Source organism: Streptomyces sp. NPDC048496 (genome assembly GCF_043200055.1).
In the GTDB taxonomy this organism is placed as follows: Bacteria; Actinomycetota; Actinomycetes; order Streptomycetales; family Streptomycetaceae; genus Streptomyces.
Genome location: NZ_JBICXB010000043.1, coordinates 1 through 17,916, shown reverse-complemented (window position 1 = coordinate 17,916; position 17,916 = coordinate 1). Strand labels below are relative to the sequence as shown.

Annotated in this window: 14 protein-coding genes and 1 pseudogene; 10 read left to right on the top strand and 5 right to left on the bottom strand. The window is 68.4% G+C overall.

Annotated features, from left to right (window positions below):
- Window positions 1-15: 15 nt before the first annotated feature.
- Window positions 16-318: a WXG100 family type VII secretion target gene (locus tag ACGFSA_RS28040; protein WP_393308833.1), complete on the top strand. Its 303-nt coding sequence runs from the start codon at window positions 16-18 to the stop codon at window positions 316-318.
- Window positions 319-927: 609 nt separating this feature from the next.
- On the opposite strand, the gene eccCa is transcribed toward ACGFSA_RS28040, so the two are convergent.
- Window positions 928-4,902, bottom strand: a complete 3,975-nt coding sequence (gene eccCa / locus ACGFSA_RS28035) for a type VII secretion protein EccCa (protein WP_393308831.1) — start codon at window positions 4,900-4,902, stop codon at window positions 928-930.
- A gap of 234 nt (window positions 4,903-5,136) precedes the next feature.
- Here eccCa and eccD point away from each other — a divergent pair, with 234 nt between their 5' ends.
- The 6 genes from eccD to ACGFSA_RS28005 all read left to right on the top strand — a co-directional run bounded on the left by eccD (window position 5,137) and on the right by ACGFSA_RS28005 (window position 12,390).
- Window positions 5,137-6,639 carry a type VII secretion integral membrane protein EccD gene (gene eccD, locus ACGFSA_RS28030; protein WP_393308879.1) on the top strand — a complete coding sequence of 501 codons (1,503 nt, stop codon included), beginning with the start codon at window positions 5,137-5,139 and terminating at the stop codon, window positions 6,637-6,639.
- Between the two features lie 279 nt (window positions 6,640-6,918).
- Window positions 6,919-7,209, top strand: a complete 291-nt coding sequence (gene rpsO, locus ACGFSA_RS28025) for a 30S ribosomal protein S15 (RefSeq protein WP_030933198.1) — start codon at window positions 6,919-6,921, stop codon at window positions 7,207-7,209.
- 308 nt (window positions 7,210-7,517) lie between these two features.
- The gene (locus tag ACGFSA_RS28020) at window positions 7,518-9,731 is read left to right on the top strand and encodes a polyribonucleotide nucleotidyltransferase (protein WP_393308829.1); all 2,214 of its coding nucleotides are present in this window, start codon (window positions 7,518-7,520) and stop codon (window positions 9,729-9,731) included.
- Entirely contained in the window at window positions 9,728-11,107 is a 1,380-nt protein-coding gene (locus tag ACGFSA_RS28015; protein WP_393308827.1) for a M16 family metallopeptidase, read from the top strand. Before ACGFSA_RS28020 ends, ACGFSA_RS28015 begins: the two co-directional genes overlap by 4 nt.
- Before the next feature lie 24 nt (window positions 11,108-11,131).
- The gene (gene dapB, locus ACGFSA_RS28010; RefSeq protein ID WP_393308825.1) at window positions 11,132-11,884 is read left to right on the top strand and encodes a 4-hydroxy-tetrahydrodipicolinate reductase; all 753 of its coding nucleotides are present in this window, start codon (window positions 11,132-11,134) and stop codon (window positions 11,882-11,884) included.
- 14 nt (window positions 11,885-11,898) lie between these two features.
- Entirely contained in the window at window positions 11,899-12,390 is a 492-nt protein-coding gene (locus tag ACGFSA_RS28005) for a hypothetical protein (protein WP_393308823.1), read from the top strand.
- Between the two features lie 158 nt (window positions 12,391-12,548).
- On the opposite strand, the pseudogene ACGFSA_RS28000 reads toward ACGFSA_RS28005, so the two are convergent.
- From ACGFSA_RS28000 to ACGFSA_RS27990, 3 genes and pseudogenes are all read right to left on the bottom strand, one after another.
- Window positions 12,549-12,746: pseudogene (locus ACGFSA_RS28000) on the bottom strand (helix-turn-helix domain-containing protein); the annotation flags it as partial.
- A 122-nt stretch (window positions 12,747-12,868) separates the two neighbouring features.
- Window positions 12,869-13,420, bottom strand: a complete 552-nt coding sequence (locus ACGFSA_RS27995; protein WP_393308821.1) for a hypothetical protein — start codon at window positions 13,418-13,420, stop codon at window positions 12,869-12,871.
- A 92-nt stretch (window positions 13,421-13,512) separates the two neighbouring features.
- Window positions 13,513-13,749 carry a hypothetical protein gene (locus ACGFSA_RS27990; protein WP_393308820.1) on the bottom strand — a complete coding sequence of 79 codons (237 nt, stop codon included), beginning with the start codon at window positions 13,747-13,749 and terminating at the stop codon, window positions 13,513-13,515.
- Window positions 13,750-13,935: 186 nt separating this feature from the next.
- Between ACGFSA_RS27990 and thyX the strand changes: the two genes are divergently transcribed.
- From thyX to ACGFSA_RS27975, 3 genes are all read left to right on the top strand, one after another.
- A complete protein-coding gene (gene thyX / locus ACGFSA_RS27985; RefSeq protein ID WP_393308818.1) occupies window positions 13,936-14,673 on the top strand; it encodes an FAD-dependent thymidylate synthase in 738 nt (245 codons plus the stop codon).
- Between the two features lie 152 nt (window positions 14,674-14,825).
- Window positions 14,826-15,725 carry a 4-hydroxy-tetrahydrodipicolinate synthase gene (gene dapA, locus ACGFSA_RS27980; protein WP_393308816.1) on the top strand — a complete coding sequence of 300 codons (900 nt, stop codon included), beginning with the start codon at window positions 14,826-14,828 and terminating at the stop codon, window positions 15,723-15,725.
- A 127-nt stretch (window positions 15,726-15,852) separates the two neighbouring features.
- Window positions 15,853-17,538, top strand: a complete 1,686-nt coding sequence (locus tag ACGFSA_RS27975; RefSeq protein WP_393308814.1) for a ribonuclease J — start codon at window positions 15,853-15,855, stop codon at window positions 17,536-17,538.
- 144 nt (window positions 17,539-17,682) lie between these two features.
- Here the strand turns inward: ACGFSA_RS27975 and ACGFSA_RS27970 are convergent.
- A partial coding sequence (locus tag ACGFSA_RS27970) for a hypothetical protein (RefSeq protein WP_393308812.1) occupies window positions 17,683-17,916 on the bottom strand: 234 nt, incomplete at its 5' end.

Below are 17,916 nucleotides of genomic sequence, written 5' to 3'. Positions count from 1 at the left end.
ACACGGGAGGACCGCATGCCGAACAACAACGACGGCACGATGGTTGTCACTTACTCGAGCCTGGATCTCGCAGCCGGTGACATTGACCGGCAGAGCAAGCAGCTCCAGGAGGACCTTGCGTCGATCAAGCGGATGATTGCCAATGTGTCCGAGCTCTGGGTGGGCGAGGCCAAGGAGGCGTACGACGTCGCTCAGGCCGGCTGGGACGACGACGCCACGGCGATCCACAGGGCCCTGAGCGAGATCTCCCGCAAGGTGCGCGATGCTGGAACCGCCTACCACGCCGGCGACAAGCGGGCGAGGGCCAACTTCGAGTAATTCTCGACGAAACACAGTCAGGGTGGGCACGCACGGGAGGTGCCCACCCTGACCTGTGTCCCGAACACCAAGCCGAGCACAGCGCAGCACCCCCGCCACGAGGCAGGGGCGTTGTCACCGGACCCCGGAGCAGCACCATCCCCGTCTCAGAGGCTCAGCAGGTACGGGGCGGGAGAGCTGATCTCTGTCAACGCGCGGGCGTAATCCGGGTGATTGGCCCTGGCCGCACCAGGCATCCGATGCTTCCCGGGTGCAGGGAAATCAGCTGGGCCGCTCGGTCGGGAGTACGCAGCGACATCCAGAACCCGCCGTCCACGGCGGTGACCTGGTCGCTCCCGTCGTCGTGCGCGACGCCCCACGCGGCGACATGGGCGTCAGGCTCGTCGCTGTCGAGGTCGTAGCGACTCTCCGGTCCCTTCTCCTGAACCAGAGGGCTGAGCAGTCGGCACACACCCGCCTGTCGCCGGACTGCCGGAATCAGATCTGTCGAGGGGCGGCAGCCGGGCGAGCCGCCGCCCCATTTCCGACGTGGAGAGGGCGCGGAGTACGAGGCGGGCGGGAACAGCCACATTGACCGGCCCCGCTGCCCCGCCCGCCGCGCATGCGGCGCTACCGCTCCCCGTCCATGAGCCCCGACTGCACCAGCGGATTCCCCCGCCGCCGCGTGACGAAGACCCCGCGCCCCGGGGGCATCGGGCGCGGTCGTACGTTGCCGAGGACGTCCCCCTCGATGGGGTCGCCCGAGAGCATCAGGCCCTGCGCGCCCAGCTCCATGATGCGCTGCATGAACGGCTCGTAGAGGGCGCGTCCGGCCCCCGCCGTGCTACGGGCGATGATGAACCGGACGCCGACGTCACGTGAGAACGGCAGCATCTCCGTGAGCTTGGCCAGCGGGTTCCCGCTGGACGTGGAGACCAGGTCGTAGTCGTCGACGACCACGTACACCGTCGGGCCGCTCCACCAGCTGCGTTCGCGCAGCTCCTGCGCCGTGACGTCGGGCGACGGTGTACGGCGCTTCATCAGGTCGTACAGCGCGTCCATGTGGTGCTCCATGTTGTTGGACATGGGCACGTACTCCGCCAGGTGCGTCGCAGGCGTGACGTCCAGAAGCGCTCGCCGGTTGTCGATGACGAAGAACTTGCAGGCGTTCCCCTCGTACCTCTCGGCCAGCTGCTTGATGAGCAGCCGCAGCAGATTGGACTTGCCGGACTCGCTCTCGCCGAACACCAGGAAGAACGGATCGCGCTCGAAGTCGAGGAAGACCGGCTCCAGGTTGTTCTCATCGATACCGAACGCGATGCCCCGCTCCGGATGCGCGTAGCCCGCCGGCAGCTCGTGCGCCGGGAGTTCGCGGGGCAGCAGCCGGACCGCCGGGGCGGGAGCCGCGGTCCAGTGCCGGGCGACCTCCTGGTTCATGGCAGCCGTTGCCTCGGAGAGGTCACTGTCGGAGTTGATGCCGTCGATCCGCGGTACCGCGGCCATGAAGTGCAGCTTCTCCGGCGTGAGACCACGACCGGGCACGCCGGCCGGCACGTTGACCGCGGCCTTGCGGTCCAGTTCGGAGTCCATGACGTCGCCGAGCCGCAGTTCGAGCCGGTTCATCAGGTGGTCCTTGAGGTTGGCCCGGACCTCCATGGAGCGCGACGCCGTGACGATCAGGTGGATGCCGTATCCGAGGCCGCGCGCCGCGATGTCCACGGCCGCCGATTCCAGTCCCTCGTAGTCCGTACGGAAGTTGCCCCAGCCGTCGATGATCAGGAAGACGTCGCCCCACGGCTGGTCCGTGGCCGAGATGTCGCCGCGCGCCCGCAGCCTGCGGAAGGTGGCGATGGAGTCGATGCCGGCGCTGCGGAAGTACTCCTCGCGCCGTGCCATGATCCCGTACACCTCGGAGACCGTACGCCGCACCCGCTCCGGGTCGAGCCGGGAGGCGATCCCGCCGACGTGCGGAAGACCGGATACCGAGGCCATGCCGCCGCCACCGAAGTCGAGTCCGTAGAACTGGACCTCCTGGGGTGTGTGGGTGAGTGCGAAGCCCGCGATGAGTGTGCGCAGCAGCGTGGACTTGCCGGACTGCGGACCACCGGTGATCTGCATGTGGCCCGCCGCCCCGGAGAAGTCCCGGTAGAGCGTGTCGCGCCGCTGCTCGTACGGCTTGTCGACCACGCCCAGCGGTACGACCAGCCGGCCCGAACCCTCGAATCCGGGCTGGGTCAGCCCACGGCCCTCGACCGCGGAGAGCCCCGGCAGGAGCTCGTCCAGTGACGGCGGGTTGTCCAGCGGAGGGAGCCACACCTGGTGTGCGGAGGCCCCCCGGCCCTCCAGCCGGCGCACGATCACATCGAGCACCGTGTCCGCCAGGGCGTCGTCCTCCGGCGTACGCGCGTCGGGTACGGAGGCTCCGGTCCGAGGGCTCGGCTGTACGTACTGCACCGGCACGGGAGCCGCCGTGAACACCACCGGCCTGCGGTCCACCGGCAGGGGGCCGGAGGATACGGACGGCTGGGCGCCCGAGCGGTACACCCCGGAGACGTACGCGGCCTTGAAGCGCACCATCTCGTCCGTGCCGTACTTCAGGTAGCCGGAACCGGGGACATTGGGCAGGTGGTAGGCATCGGGCACACCCAGCGCCGCCCGGGACTCGCCCGCCGAGAACGTGCGCAGGCCGATCCGGTACGACAGATAGGTCTCCAGCCCGCGCAGCCGCCCCTCTTCGAGGCGCTGCGAGGCCAGCAGCAGATGGACGCCCAGCGAACGGCCGATACGCCCGATCTGTACGAACATCTCGATGAAGTCGGGTTTGGCCGTGAGCAGTTCGCTGAACTCGTCGATGACCAGGACGAGGGAGGGAATTGGCTGCAGCGGGGCACCCGCGGCGCGCGCCTTCTCGTAGTCATGGATGTTGGCGTAGTTGCCCGCGTCGCGCAGCATCTCCTGGCGGCGGTTGAGCTCACCGCTGATGGAGTCACCCATGCGGTCCACCAGCGTCAGATCGTCCGCGAGGTTGGTGATCACCGCCGCGACGTGGGGCATCTGTGCCATACCGGCGAAGGTGGCACCGCCCTTGAAGTCCGCGAGGACGAAGTTGAGCGTCTCCGAGGTGTGGGTGACGGCAAGGCCGAGTACGAGCGTACGCAGCAGTTCGGACTTGCCGGAACCGGTGGCGCCGACGCACAGGCCGTGCGGTCCCATGCCCTCCTGCGCCGCCTCCTTGAGGTCCAGCATCACCGGGCCGCCGTCCTCGCCGACGCCGATCGGAACGCGCAGCCGCTCCGCCTGGGAGCGGGCCCGCCAGGTCCTGCTGACGTCGACCGAGGCGGCGTCGCCGAGATTCAGCAGATCGGTGAACTCCAGGTTGGCGAGCAGTGGTTCGTCGTCGTCGCCGCCCGACGCCGCATGGAGCGGCGCCAGTTGCCGGGCCAGTGCTTCGGCGGCCTCATAACTGAGCTGGTCGGGAAGGCCGTCGTAGACCAGCCCGTGCTCGGACTCCAGCTGCAGCGAATGGGGGTGCACCACGACGGACAGGCCGCCGCGTGCCCCGTTGACCTCACCCCGTACGACCTCGACGACCGTCACGCCCTGGAGGCCCTCGGCCGCAGCGAGCGTCGACACGGGCGATACGGACTGGCCGTCGAGCACGACGACGACATGAGGCTGGTCCATGAGCGGCTGGCCATCGGGCTGGAAGCGCGGCCGGCCGTCGAGCCGGCCCGCGAGTATCTCCTCCAGCTCCGCGATGCTGGTGGTGATCAGGCGGCGGCTGCCGGCGCCGTCGACGAAGTCCGGGGCCTGGACGTGCGGAAGCCACTTCGCCCATTCCCAGTGCGGGGCAGCGTCCTGGCCCGTCGCGACGGCGATGATCAGATCCTCGGGGGAGTGCAGCGAGGTGAGCGCACCGACCATCGCACGGGCCGTGGAACGGACGCACTCCGCTTCTCCGCTGATGGTCAGGTGGTAGAAGGCGCGCAGCGAGACCGCCATGGGCAGGCCGTCCAGCGTGCTGTGGGTCGTCAAGAACTGCTGCATCGCCCCCGCGGTCAGCGGCTCCAGCTCATCGACCGGTGCGGTCTGGGGCGCGATGAGCGGCGTGGCGAGTTCCTGACTGCCCAGGCCGATGCGTACCTGCGCGAAGTCGGCGTCGCCGACGCGGCGCTCCCACACCCGGCTGCCCTCGGCGACCAGCGCCCACAACTGCTCCGGGGACGGGTGGAGATAGAACTGTGCGTCGCGCTGTTTGCGGGCTGTCTTCAGCACGGCGCGTCTTGTCTGCGTCAGATACTTCAGATAGTCACGCCGCATGTCCGCGAGCTGCCCCTGGGTGCCCTGCCGGAGGCGGACGATCATCGCAACGGCCATGGCGATCGTTGACGCGATCATGATCACGCCCATGATGCGCATGACGGGGTTCGGGGTCATGAAGAAGAAGACGACGGAACCACCCATGCCGAGCATCGGCAGCAGCTGCATCAACATCCCCTCCTGCTGACCACGAGGCAGCTCGGGCGGAGGTTGCAACTGCACCTGCTCGTCCAGCACTTCGGAGGGCAGAGCCCGCGGTGCTCGCTTGACGACAATCTGGCTCACAGCTCACCAATTCCCTTGCCGGACAGAACTGTTCGTATCGGCGCCCCCGTGGCGACGGGTTCCATCCGCGGGAGGATCCTACTGACGTACGGGATGACCCGGGAGCGGTAGGGTGTCGCGACGCGTGTGAGCATTCGCTAACTACCGCAAGGAAACGGTCATTCGGAGCGCGAGCGACGCCCGCGATCCTGGGGTTCGTTTCAGGAGAACGATGAGGGGGAGCAGCAGGTGACTATGACGGCCCAAGCGGCAGCCACCGGATCCGGTCGACCGGGTCCCGGAGTTCCGGCCGGCAACGGAACCGGTTTCTGCCGGGTCACGGTCGTCGCGCCCGACAGCCGCGTCGACGTGGCGCTGCCCGAGGACATCCCCGTCGCAGACCTGTACCCGGAGATCCTCCGGCTGTCGGGACAGAGCCCCGCCCAGGGCGCTCCGGTCGGCTATCACCTGGTACGCCGCGACGGCACCGTCCTCGACAGCGGCCGCACACTGGCCGGCCAGCGCATCCTCGACGGCGAACTGCTGTCCCTGCGTCCGTTCTCCGAGTCGCTGCCCCCCGCGGTCTTCGACGACGTCTCCGACGCCGTCGCCACCGCCGTCGCCCGGGACCGCACCCTCTGGGGCGACAGCCTCATGCGCGGAGCCGGGCTCTTCGGCGGGTCGCTCCTGCTGGTCCTGCTCGGTTTCGTGCTGTGGACATCCGGCCCCCGGCACGACATGCACGGCCTGCCGGGCGTTCTTGCCGCCGTCATCGCCGTACTCGCTCTCGCGCTCGCCTGCGTACGCGCGCGCGTGTACGACGACCGGGGATCGTCCACAGCTCTGGGGATCGGCGCGCTGACGAACGCCGCAGTCTCCGGTGCGGGGCTGCTGCCGCTCAGCGAGGGCCAGGGCATCGGCAGGCTGCAGTTCCTGCTCGCCTGCGCCGCCGTGCTGGTGGTGGCTGTGATCCTCATGATCGCCGCCCCCGGCGGGGACGGTCTCTTCGTCGCGTTCGTGTTCGCCGCCGCCATCGGCCTGCTGGTGACCTTCATCGCGATCATGGCCGACATGGAGCCGGTCGAGGCTGCGGCGGTGTGTGCCCCGCTCTCCGTGGGTGTCCTCGCCTTCCTGCCCGGTCTCTCGACCCGCTTCGCCCGCCTCCCCATCGGCTTCGAGCCGCCCCGTACCACCGTCGGTGACTACGGGACGTCCGAACCGGCGCCGCAGGGCCCGGTCGACGCCGACCGCATTGCCGCCCAGGCGCGGCGCGGCCACGAACTGCTCGTGGGCCTGGTCGGCGGATGCGCGCTGGTGGCCGTGGGCGCCGCAGCCGTCCTGGGGTTCTCGGACAACATCGGGGGCCAGTTGTTGGCGCTCGCCACCGGAGTCGCCATGCTGATGCGCTCCCACCTGTTCCGCTACACGGCCCAGGTCGGCTGCGCCCTGGCGGCGGGTCTCGGCGCACTCGTGCTCCTGGTCCTCGGCCTGTCCCTCAATCCGCCGACCGAAATGCTGCGCGAGGCCGTCGCGGGGGACAGCGCCGCGCTCGACATCCGTACGATCTGGCTCACCGCGGCCGTCGCGGGCGGCGCCGCCCTGATCACCGCCATAGGGCTGATCGTGCCGCGCAAGGGAGTCACCCCGTTCTGGGGGCGCTTCCTGGAGATCGCCGAAGCGTGCGTGCTCCTGACGCTGATGCCCCTGTGCCTCGCCGTTTTCGATCTTTACCACTCGATCCGCGCCCTCACCAGCTGACCCTGCGGGCCCGCCCGGTCAAACCCGGGTCAACCGGGCAGAAACAAGCCCGTGGGGCGATCGGGAACAAAGCGGCCCCCGGCCGCTCCCGGGCCACCGCGCCCCGGCCGAACCGGCTCCGCCGGCCTGGTACGCTGTGTGACGGCCGTTTGTGTACGCGCCCCCGGATCATCCTGAGGGCTGCGCTCATCGGACCTTCGCCCCCGAGTAACGGAAGACCCCCTGAGATCAAGACCAGGGGCACTCGCGGGCGCATCGAACATCAAAGAGGAGTACCGCGTGTCGCTCGACGCCGCTACGAAGAAGCAGATCATGTCCGAGTTCGCCACCAAGGAGGGTGACACCGGTTCCCCCGAGGTCCAGGTGGCCATGCTCTCCCGCCGGATCTCGGACCTGACGGAGCACCTCAAGACCCACAAGCACGACCACCACTCCCGTCGTGGTCTGCTGATCCTGGTCGGTCAGCGTCGCCGCCTCCTGCAGTACCTGGCCAAGAAGGACATCCAGCGCTTCCGCGCCCTGGTCGACCGCCTCGGCATCCGCCGCGGTGCGGCCGGCGGCGCCAAGTAAGACGCCGTGAAGGGAGCGGTTCCCACGACTGAGGGAGCCGCTCCCTTTGCTGTATGCACGGGACGTGTCCGGCTCGCCCGGACGACCGGAATGCCAAGCTGAGCCGATTCTCAGTAACCTGGTCCCAGAACGTCCTACAGACGAGCGGGAAGCAGCCTCCCCGCCGCCGGTCCTCGGTAGTGGCCCCCGGACACAGCAACCCGGGTGCTTCGATCGAAGACCGGCCCGCCGATGGAGGGCTTCTCCGCACCGTCCCCCGCCACACGGGCGTGGGGGCGAGAAGACGATATGTATCGGAGAAAACGCTAGTGGAGAACGAGACCCACTACGCCGAGGCCGTTATCGACAACGGAACCTTCGGCACCCGCACCATCCGCTTCGAGACGGGCCGCCTGGCCAAGCAGGCCGCCGGCTCCGCCGTTGCGTACCTGGACGACGACACCATGGTGCTGTCGGCCACCACCGCGTCCAAGAAGCCCAAGGACCAGCTGGACTTCTTCCCCCTCACGGTCGACGTCGAGGAGCGGCAGTACGCCGCCGGCAAGATCCCCGGCTCCTTCTTCCGCCGCGAGGGCCGCCCCTCCGAGGACGCCGTCCTCACCTGCCGCCTGATCGACCGGCCGCTGCGCCCCTCCTTCAAGAAGGGCCTGCGCAACGAGATCCAGATCGTCGAGACGATCATGGCGCTCAACCCCGACCACCTGTACGACGTGGTCGCGATCAACGCCGCCTCCTGCTCCACGCAGCTGGCGGGCCTGCCCTTCTCCGGCCCGATCGGTGGCACCCGTGTCGCCCTGATCAAGGGCCAGTGGGTCGCGTTCCCGACGCACACCGAGCTCGAGGACGCCGTCTTCGACATGGTCGTCGCCGGTCGCGTCCTCGAGGACGGCGATGTCGCGATCATGATGGTCGAGGCCGAAGCCACCGAGAAGACCATCCAGCTCGTCAAGGACGGCGCCGAGGCCCCGACCGAAGAGATCGTCGCCGCCGGTCTCGAGGCCGCGAAGCCGTTCATCAAGGCCCTCTGCAAGGCCCAGTCGGACCTCGCCGCCAAGGCTGCCAAGCCCACCGGCGACTTCCCGGTCTTCCTCGACTACCAGGACGACGTCCTGGAGGCGCTCACCGCCGCCGTCAGCACCGAGCTCGCCAAGGCGCTCACCATCGCCGGCAAGCAGGAGCGCGAGGCGGAGCTGGACCGCATCAAGGAGATCGCCGGCGAGAAGCTGCTCCCGCAGTTCGAGGGCCGCGAGAAGGAGATCTCCGGTGCCTACCGCGCGCTGACCAAGAAGCTGGTCCGCGAGCGCGTCATCAAGGACAAGGTCCGCATCGACGGCCGTGGCGTCACGGACATCCGTACGCTCGCCGCCGAGGTCGAGGCCATCCCGCGCGTGCACGGCTCGGCGCTGTTCGAGCGTGGCGAGACCCAGATCCTGGGCGTCACCACCCTCAACATGCTCCGCATGGAGCAGCAGCTGGACACCCTCTCCCCGGTGACCCGCAAGCGCTACATGCACAACTACAACTTCCCGCCGTACTCCGTCGGTGAGACCGGCCGCGTGGGCTCGCCCAAGCGTCGCGAGATCGGCCACGGTGCACTCGCCGAGCGCGCCATCGTGCCGGTGCTGCCGTCGCGCGAGGAGTTCCCCTACGCGATCCGCCAGGTCTCCGAGGCGCTGGGCTCCAACGGCTCGACGTCCATGGGCTCGGTCTGCGCCTCCACCATGTCGCTGCTGAACGCAGGTGTGCCGCTCAAGGCCGCCGTCGCCGGTATCGCCATGGGTCTGATCTCCCAGGAGATCGACGGCAAGACCCACTACGTCGCCCTGACCGACATCCTCGGTGCCGAGGACGCGTTCGGTGACATGGACTTCAAGGTCGCCGGTACGAAGCAGTTCGTCACCGCGCTGCAGCTCGACACCAAGCTCGACGGCATCCCCGCGTCGGTCCTGGCCGCCGCGCTGAAGCAGGCCCGCGACGCCCGCCTCCACATCCTCGATGTGATGAACGAGGCCATCGACGTCCCGGACGAGATGTCCCCGAACGCCCCGCGGATCATCACGGTCAAGATCCCGGTGGACAAGATCGGTGAGGTCATCGGCCCCAAGGGCAAGATGATCAACCAGATCCAGGAGGACACCGGCGCCGACATCACGATCGAGGACGACGGCACCATCTACATCGGTGCCCAGCAGGGCTCGCAGGCCGAGGCCGCCCGCGCCACGATCAACGCGATCGCCAACCCGACCATGCCGGAGGTCGGCGAGCGCTACCTGGGTACGGTCGTCAAGACCACCACCTTCGGTGCGTTCGTCTCCCTCATGCCGGGCAAGGACGGCCTGCTGCACATCTCGCAGATCCGCAAGCTCGCCGGTGGCAAGCGTGTGGAGAACGTCGAGGACGTGGTCGCGGTCGGAGCCAAGGTCCAGGTCGAGATCGCCGAGATCGACTCCCGCGGCAAGCTTTCCCTCATCCCCGTGATCGAGGGCGAAGAGGACGAGAAGAAGGACGACGCCGCCAAGTGACGTCCCGTAGTTCCGTGACGACGGCCCGCGCCTCCTTCGAGGCGCGGGCCGTCGCCCGTACCCAAACGCTTCTCAAAGGCAGCAACGGCGTCGGCACCGTCCGCCGCACGGTCCTCCCCGGCGGTCTGCGGATCGTCACCGAGACCCTGCCCTCCGTACGCTCCGCCACCTTCGGGATCTGGGCCAACGTCGGATCACGCGACGAGACACCCACGCTGAACGGCGCGACGCACTACCTCGAGCACCTTCTCTTCAAGGGCACGGACCGGCGCAGTGCCCTCGACATATCGTCCGCGATCGACGCGGTCGGCGGCGAGATGAACGCCTTCACGGCGAAGGAGTACACCTGCTATTACGCGCGGGTCCTCGACACCGACCTGCCGCTGGCCATCGATGTCGTCTGCGACATGCTGACCGGCTCGCTGATCGCCCCCGAGGATGTCGACGCCGAGCGAGGCGTCATCCTCGAAGAGATCGCGATGACCGAGGACGACCCGGGCGACTGCGTGCACGACCTGTTCGCGCACACGATGCTCGGCGACACCCCCCTCGGCCGCCCGGTCCTCGGCACCGTCGACACGATCAACGCGCTCAGCCGCGGCCAGATCGCCCGCTTCTACAAGAAGCACTACGACCCGACCCACCTGGTCGTCGCCGCGGCGGGCAATGTCGACCACGCCACGGTCGTCCGCCAGGTCCGCCGGGCCTTCGAGCGTGCCGGCGCGCTGACCCGCACCGACGCCGTCCCGGTCGCACCGCGCCAGGGATCTCGCACCCTGCGCACCGCAGGCCGGGTCGAGGTACTGAACCGCAAGACCGAGCAGGCCCACGTCGTCCTCGGCATGCCCGGTCTGGCCCGCACCGACGAGCGCCGCTGGGCACTCGGGGTACTCAACACCGCCCTCGGCGGCGGCATGAGTTCCCGCCTCTTCCAGGAGGTACGGGAGAAGCGCGGCCTCGCCTACAGCGTGTATTCGTACACCTCGGGCTTCGCCGACTGCGGACTCTTCGGCGTGTACGCGGGCTGCCGGCCCAGCCAGGTCCACGATGTCCTGAAGATCTGCCGTGACGAGCTCGACCGGGTAGCGTCCGACGGACTGAGCGACGAGGAGATCGGCCGCGCCATCGGCCAGCTCTCCGGCTCCACCGTCCTCGGCCTGGAGGACACCGGTGCGCTGATGAACCGTATCGGCAAGAGCGAGCTGTGCTGGGGCGAGCAGATGTCGGTCGACGACCTGCTGTCCCGGATGGCGCAGGTCACCCCCGATGACGTCCGGGCGGTGGCCGGCGAAGTCCTCGGACAGCGACCGTCGCTCTCCGTCATCGGCCCGCTCAAGGACAAGCAGGCCGGCCGCCTCGACGAAGCGGTCTCCTAACTCCACCCGTAAGGAAGCAGAGCAATGAGCAAGCTGCGCGTGGCCGTTCTCGGCGCCAACGGCCGCATCGGATCGGAAGCCGTACGAGCCGTCGAGGCCGCCGACGACATGGAACTGGTGGCCGCTCTCGGCCGAGGCGACAAGCTGGAGACCCTCGCCGAGAACGGCGCCCAGGTCGTGGTCGAACTCACCACGCCCGGGTCGGTGATGGGGAACCTCGACTTCTGCATCCGGCACGGCATCCACGCGGTCGTCGGCACAACCGGCTGGACCGACGAACGGCTCGCGCAGCTGAACACCTGGCTCTCCGGTTCCCCGGAGACCGGTGTGCTCATCGCGCCGAACTTCTCCATCGGCGCAGTCCTCACCATGAAGTTCGCCGAGCAGGCAGCCCGCTACTTCGAGTCCGTCGAGGTCATCGAACTGCACCACCCCAACAAGGTCGACGCCCCGTCCGGCACCGCCACCCGCACCGCCCAGCTGATCGCCGAGGCCCGGCGGAGGGCCGGCTGCGCCCCGCAGCCGGACGCCACGGCCACGGCGCTCGACGGCGCCCGCGGCGCGGACGTGGACGGGGTCCCGGTCCACGCGATCCGGCTCCGCGGCCTCCTGGCCCACCAGGAAGTGCTGCTCGGCGGCGAGGGAGAGACCCTCACCATCCGCCACGACTCCCTGCACCACAGCAGCTTCATGCCGGGCATCCTGCTCGGCGCACGCCGCGTGGTGACCACCCCGGGCCTCACCTTCGGCCTGGAACACTTCCTCGACCTGAACTGACTGAGCCCACCGCCATGCGCGCAAAGATCACTTATCTCGTCACCGCTGCCGTCCTGGTCTTCTACTTCGTCCTGGTCGGCAGCCGCGGCGTGCTCCTCATCGAGAACGGCACGCTGCTCACGGTCACCTTCGGGGTCGCGGTGCTGATCCTGCCGGTGATCGGTATCTGGTTCCTCTGGAAGAACACCCAGTTCGTCCGCCGGGCCAACGCCCTCGCTGCGGAGCTGGACGCCGAGGGCGGCCTGCCGGTCGACGAACTGGTCCGTACCGCGGGAGGCCGTATCGACCGCGACTCGGCCGACGCGGTGTTCGCACGGCGCCGCGAGGAGACCGAGGACTCCCCGGACGACTGGCGCTGCTGGTTCCGCCTCGCCGTCGCCTACCAGGACGCCCGGGACACCCCGCGCGCCCGCAAGGCCATGCAGCGCGCCATCGCCCTGCACATGAACCCGACGCCGACGGGCGCACCGGGCGCGGCCGCCACCTCGGTCCCGTCCGGCGACTGAGGACATCGTTCGAGCGCGTACGGCGGCCGAGGACAGAACCGGCCGCCGTACGCCACGTCCATGCCGCAGCCGAGACGGGTGTCTCGCACACGACGGCTCACCAGGCGTCCTGTTCCGCGTTGGCCGCGGTAGTGCTCGCGACCGCCGTTGCGGGCGATCTCCCGCAGGATGGTCGACGGTGAGCGGCCCGGTCGGCGCGCGATCGCCCGAGCCGACTCACCCGCCGCGATGCCGCGCGAGACTTCCTCACGCTCAGTTCGGGTCAGCTGCACACGGGAGCGGTGACGGGCACCCGGGCGGACCCCGCCAGAAGAGGCGGCCGATACTGCACCACCCGCGACGGCTCCGGCCGGCATCATCCACAACGGGTGATGCGTCGACCGGTCGAGACCGCCTCGAGTATGAGGACGCGCCTCCGCCTTGCGAAGCACCGCATCTGACGCCGTGCGCCGATCCACCAAGGATTACGGGACAACCCTCAACCGCGCCGGTACTCGTCCCCCCACGCCTCGATCGTGTCGGCGGCCCGGTCGAACGCCTCGCGACGCCCGAGGAAGTCCGCAGTGCAGTCGGTGAGCAGCGGCGGCACGGCCTCGCCACCCTTCCGTACGACGATCAGAGCCTGACCCTGCACGGTGCGTGGGAATCCGAGCCACCTCACCGGCTGCTGCACCGTACGGACCGTGGCGGCCCCGTCCCACGGCACGGTCGTCGTCACCAGGAAGCCCACCCGCCGCACCCCGTGCCGGCTCACCCAGGCACCCACCCTCAGCAGTCGCAGGGCGCAGAAGATCACCACGAGGGCGAGCCCGACACATAGGGCAGCCCCGGGCAACGCCCCGGCAAACGCGGTGACCATGCCCGCGATGAGCACGAACGAGGCGAGCAACAACAAGGTGGCCGCCGCCGCGACCCGCCATGGTCCGGGGCGGTAGGGGCGCCGCCAGCTGTCGTGGTCGTCGAACGGCAGCGCAATGTCCTCAGCGCTCGCGTCAAACGCGCGGTCGGCCGTCAGAAAGGGCAGGGGCACGACTGATCCTCACTCACAAGCACGCTCGATTGCTGTGCCCGGTGAGGCTACCGAGCAGGCCCCCGCCCTACCACTCCAGGGGTCCGTACGAGTCAGCGGTGGGCGGCCTCGGTCTGCTGGCTGTGTGACGGAGCCTGCGCCGGGGCGAGGGCGGGAAGGCCGAGGAGCAGCGATCCGGCGAGACCGGCGATCACGGTCAGCCCCACGAGGGAGCGGGCCGCCAGCTGCGAGACGGTGGCGCGCTCCCGGGGCGGCGGGGCGACATTGCTGCGGAATCGGTCGGCCTCGGCCACGAAAGCGAACGGGACGGCTTCACGCCGGCGGAACATGAGGAAAGTCTCCTTGAACTCTGATACGGGCGGTGCTATCGAGTCAGACGCACGGTGGGCCTGTTCGGTGCCCCGAATCGCCGAATTCGCCGAAGAAATCCTCGGACGGACCTTCTGAGGCACGTTGTCAGTGGCGGCCCGTAGAGTGGGCGCCGCCCGAGCGACGCAATTGGAAGGACCCCGCCGGTGACCGAGACCCCCGAGCCCGCAAAGCCCAGCTTCCGCAGCGATGTGACCGTCGAGCTGGTGAAGCACTCCGCGGCCGACTCCGACGTCCTGTTCGCCGCCCGTGTCTCCACGGCCGGAGAGCAGTCTCTCGAAGAGGTCACCAAGGATCCGGAGCGCTCGAAAGGACTCATCAACTTCCTGATGCGGGACCGTCACGGATCCCCGTTCGAGCACAACTCGATGACGTTCTTCATCAGCGCACCGATCTTCGTGTTCCGCGAGTTCATGCGCCACCGCGTCGGCTGGTCGTACAACGAGGAATCGGGCCGCTACAGGGAGCTGGAGCCGGTCTTCTACGTTCCTGGTGAGGCCCGCAAGCTCGTCCAGCAGGGCCGCCCCGGCAAGTACGAGTTCGTCGAGGGCACCGCGGCCCAGCAGGAGCTCACCGGCCGCGTGATGGAGGACTCGTACTGCCAGGCGTACGAGGCGTACCAGGAGATGCTCGCCGCCGGCGTCGCCCGCGAGGTCGCCCGAGCCGTGCTCCCGGTCGGCCTGTTCTCGTCGATGTACGCCACGTGCAACGCGCGCTCGCTGATGCACTTCCTCGGTCTGCGTACCCAGCACGAGCTGGCCAAGGTCCCGTCTTTCCCGCAGCGTGAGATCGAAATGGTCGGCGAACAGATGGAGGAGCATTGGGCGCGGCTCATGCCGCTCACCCATGCAGCCTTCAACAAGAATGGACGCGTAGCCCCGTAAGCGGTGTCCGTATTGCGACGTTTCGTGAAGTTCATCTAGGCTGATCAAACGGACCCGGCACTGCTTGAACCCCCGAGCAGGCAGTGCCGGGCTCCTCTCCCTTGTCCCCCCGAGGGACGACCGGGCGCTGAGCAGCGAGTAGCGTGTTACCCATGGCTCCGATCTCCACTCCGCAGACTCCCTTTGGGCGGGTCCTCACCGCCATGGTCACGCCCTTCACGGCGGACGGCGCACTCGACCTCGACGGTGCCCAGCGGCTCGCCGCCCACCTGGTGGACGCAGGCAATGACGGCCTGATCATCAACGGCACCACCGGCGAGTCCCCGACCACCAGTGACGCGGAGAAAGACCAGCTCGTACGGGCGGTCCTGGAAGCTGTAGGGGACCGGGCCCATGTCGTCGCCGGCATCGGCACCAACGACACGCGCCACAGCATCGAGCTCGCCCGCACGGCCGAGCGCTCCGGCGCCCACGGCCTTCTCGCGGTCACGCCGTACTACAACAAGCCGCCGCAGGAAGGCATCTTCCGCCACTTCACGGCGATCGCGGACGCCACCGGTCTCCCGGTGATGCTCTACGACATTCCCGGCCGCAGCGGTGTGCCGATCGACACAGAGACGCTGGTCCGGCTTGCCGAGCACCCGCGTATCGTCGCCAACAAGGACGCCAAGGGTGACCTCGGCCGCGCAAGCTGGGCCATCGCCCGGTCCGGTCTCGCCTGGTACTCGGGCGACGACATGCTGAACCTCCCGCTGCTTTCGGTCGGCGCAGTCGGCTTCGTCTCCGTCGTCGGCCATGTCGTCACCCCCGACCTGCGCGCCCTCATCGAGGCGTATCTCGACGGTGACGTCCAGAAGGCCACCGAGATCCACCAGAAGCTCCTGCCGGTCTTCACCGGCATGTTCCGCACCCAGGGTGTGATCACCACCAAGGCCGCACTGGCGCTCCAGGGCCTGCCCGCAGGCCCGCTGCGCCTTCCTCTGGTGGAACTCACCGCACAGGAAGCGGCCCAGCTCGAGATCGACCTCGCCGCCGGCGGGGTACAGCTGTAACCACAGACTTCACAACTGAATAAGCGAAGAACACTCACAAGAGCGACGTCAGAGAACAGCAAGCGCACGAATGACATGCACGCCACGTGCCTCAGCGGTACGTGGCGTGCGTGGTAAGGAGAGTCTTTTGAGTCATCCGCATCCCGAACTCGGCACCCCGCCGAAGCTCCCGAAGGGCGGCCTCCGCGTCACCCCGCTCGGCGGCCTCGGCGAAATCGGCCGCAACATGACGGTCTTCGAGTACGGCGGCCGCCTGCTCATCGTCGACTGCGGAGTGCTCTTCCCCGAGGAGGAGCAGCCCGGAATCGACCTGATCCTGCCCGACTTCTCCACGATCCGGGACCGCCTCGACGACGTCGAGGGCATCGTCCTCACGCACGGCCACGAGGACCACATCGGCGGCGTCCCGTATCTGCTGCGCCTGAAGCCGGACATCCCGCTCATCGGCTCCAAGCTGACCCTCGCACTGATCGAGGCGAAGCTTCAGGAGCACCGGATCCGTCCGTACACCCTCGAGGTGGCGGAAGGCCAGCGCGAGCGCATCGGCGTCTTCGACTGCGAGTTCATCGCGGTCAACCACTCCATCCCGGATGCCCTCGCGGTCGCTATCCGCACCCCCGCGGGCATGGCCGTCGCGACCGGTGACTTCAAGATGGACCAGCTCCCGCTGGACGGCCGTCTCACCGATCTGCACGCCTTCGCCCGGCTGAGCGAGGAAGGCATCGACCTCCTCCTCTCCGACTCGACGAATGCAGAGGTGCCCGGCTTCGTACCGCCCGAGCGGGACATTTCCAACGTCCTGCGCACGGTCTTCGCGAACGCCCAGAAGCGCATCATCGTGGCGAGCTTCGCCAGCCACGTGCACCGCATTCAGCAGATTCTGGACGCGGCACACGAGTACGGCCGCCGGGTCGCCTTCGTCGGCCGCTCGATGGTCCGCAACATGGGCATCGCCCGCGACCTCGGTTATCTGAAGGTCCCCGCGGGCCTGGTCGTCGATGTCAAGACCCTCGACGACCTGCCGGACGACGAGGTCGTGCTGGTCTGCACGGGCTCGCAGGGCGAGCCGATGGCCGCGCTGTCCCGGATGGCCAACCGCGACCACCAGATCCGGATCGTCCAGGGCGACACGGTGATCCTGGCGTCGTCCCTGATCCCGGGCAATGAGAACGCGGTCTACCGCGTGATCAACGGCCTGACCCGCTGGGGTGCCCACGTTGTCCACAAGGGCAACGCCAAGGTCCACGTCTCGGGCCACGCTTCGGCCGGCGAACTGCTGTACTTCTACAACATCTGCAAGCCGAAGAACCTGATGCCGGTGCACGGCGAATGGCGCCACCTGCGGGCCAACGCCGAACTGGGCGCTCTTACCGGTGTTCCCAAGGACCACATCGTCATCGCCGAGGACGGCGTCGTGGTCGACCTCATCGACGGCAAGGCCAAGATCGTCGGCAAGGTCCAGGCGGGTTACGTCTATGTCGACGGCCTCTCGGTCGGAGACGTCACCGAGACCTCCCTCAAGGACCGCCGCATCCTCGGCGACGAAGGCATCATTTCGGTTTTCATCGTGGTCGACAGCTCATCCGGCAAGATCACGGGCGGCCCCGACATCCATGCCAGGGGTTCCGGTATCGACGACGCGGCGTTCAGCGCCGTCGTACCGAAGATCGAGGAAGCGATCAACAAGTCCGCCCAGGACGGCGTGATGGAGCCGCACCAGCTGCAGCAGCTCGTCCGCCGCACGGTGGGCAAGTGGGTCTCCGACACCTACCGTCGGCGCCCGATGATCCTCCCCGTCGTCGTCGAGGTCTGACCCTCCGACAGGCGCGAACTCCGGAGCGGGGCCACCGATTTGCATCGGGCGCCCCGCTCCAGTACGTTTACGGCTCCGCCTGACCGGGAAGCAACCCGCGCACTCGTGCGCAGAGGCCGCCCCGAGCGGGTCGGAAATTCCGACTCAGAACTTCTGATAAAGTCGGATCCGCCGAAAGGCGAAGGCCACTCCAAAGGCCACCGGAATCAAATTCGGACCGGAAACGGAAACGAAAAAGAGTCTGGTAAGGTTGGAATCGCCGGAAAGGGAAACGCGAAAGCGAAGAACTGGAAAGCGCAGTAACAAATCTTCTGCTTCGCAGAGGGCCCGCTTCGACCGGGAATCGGACACGAAAGAGTCTGATAGAGTCGGAAACGC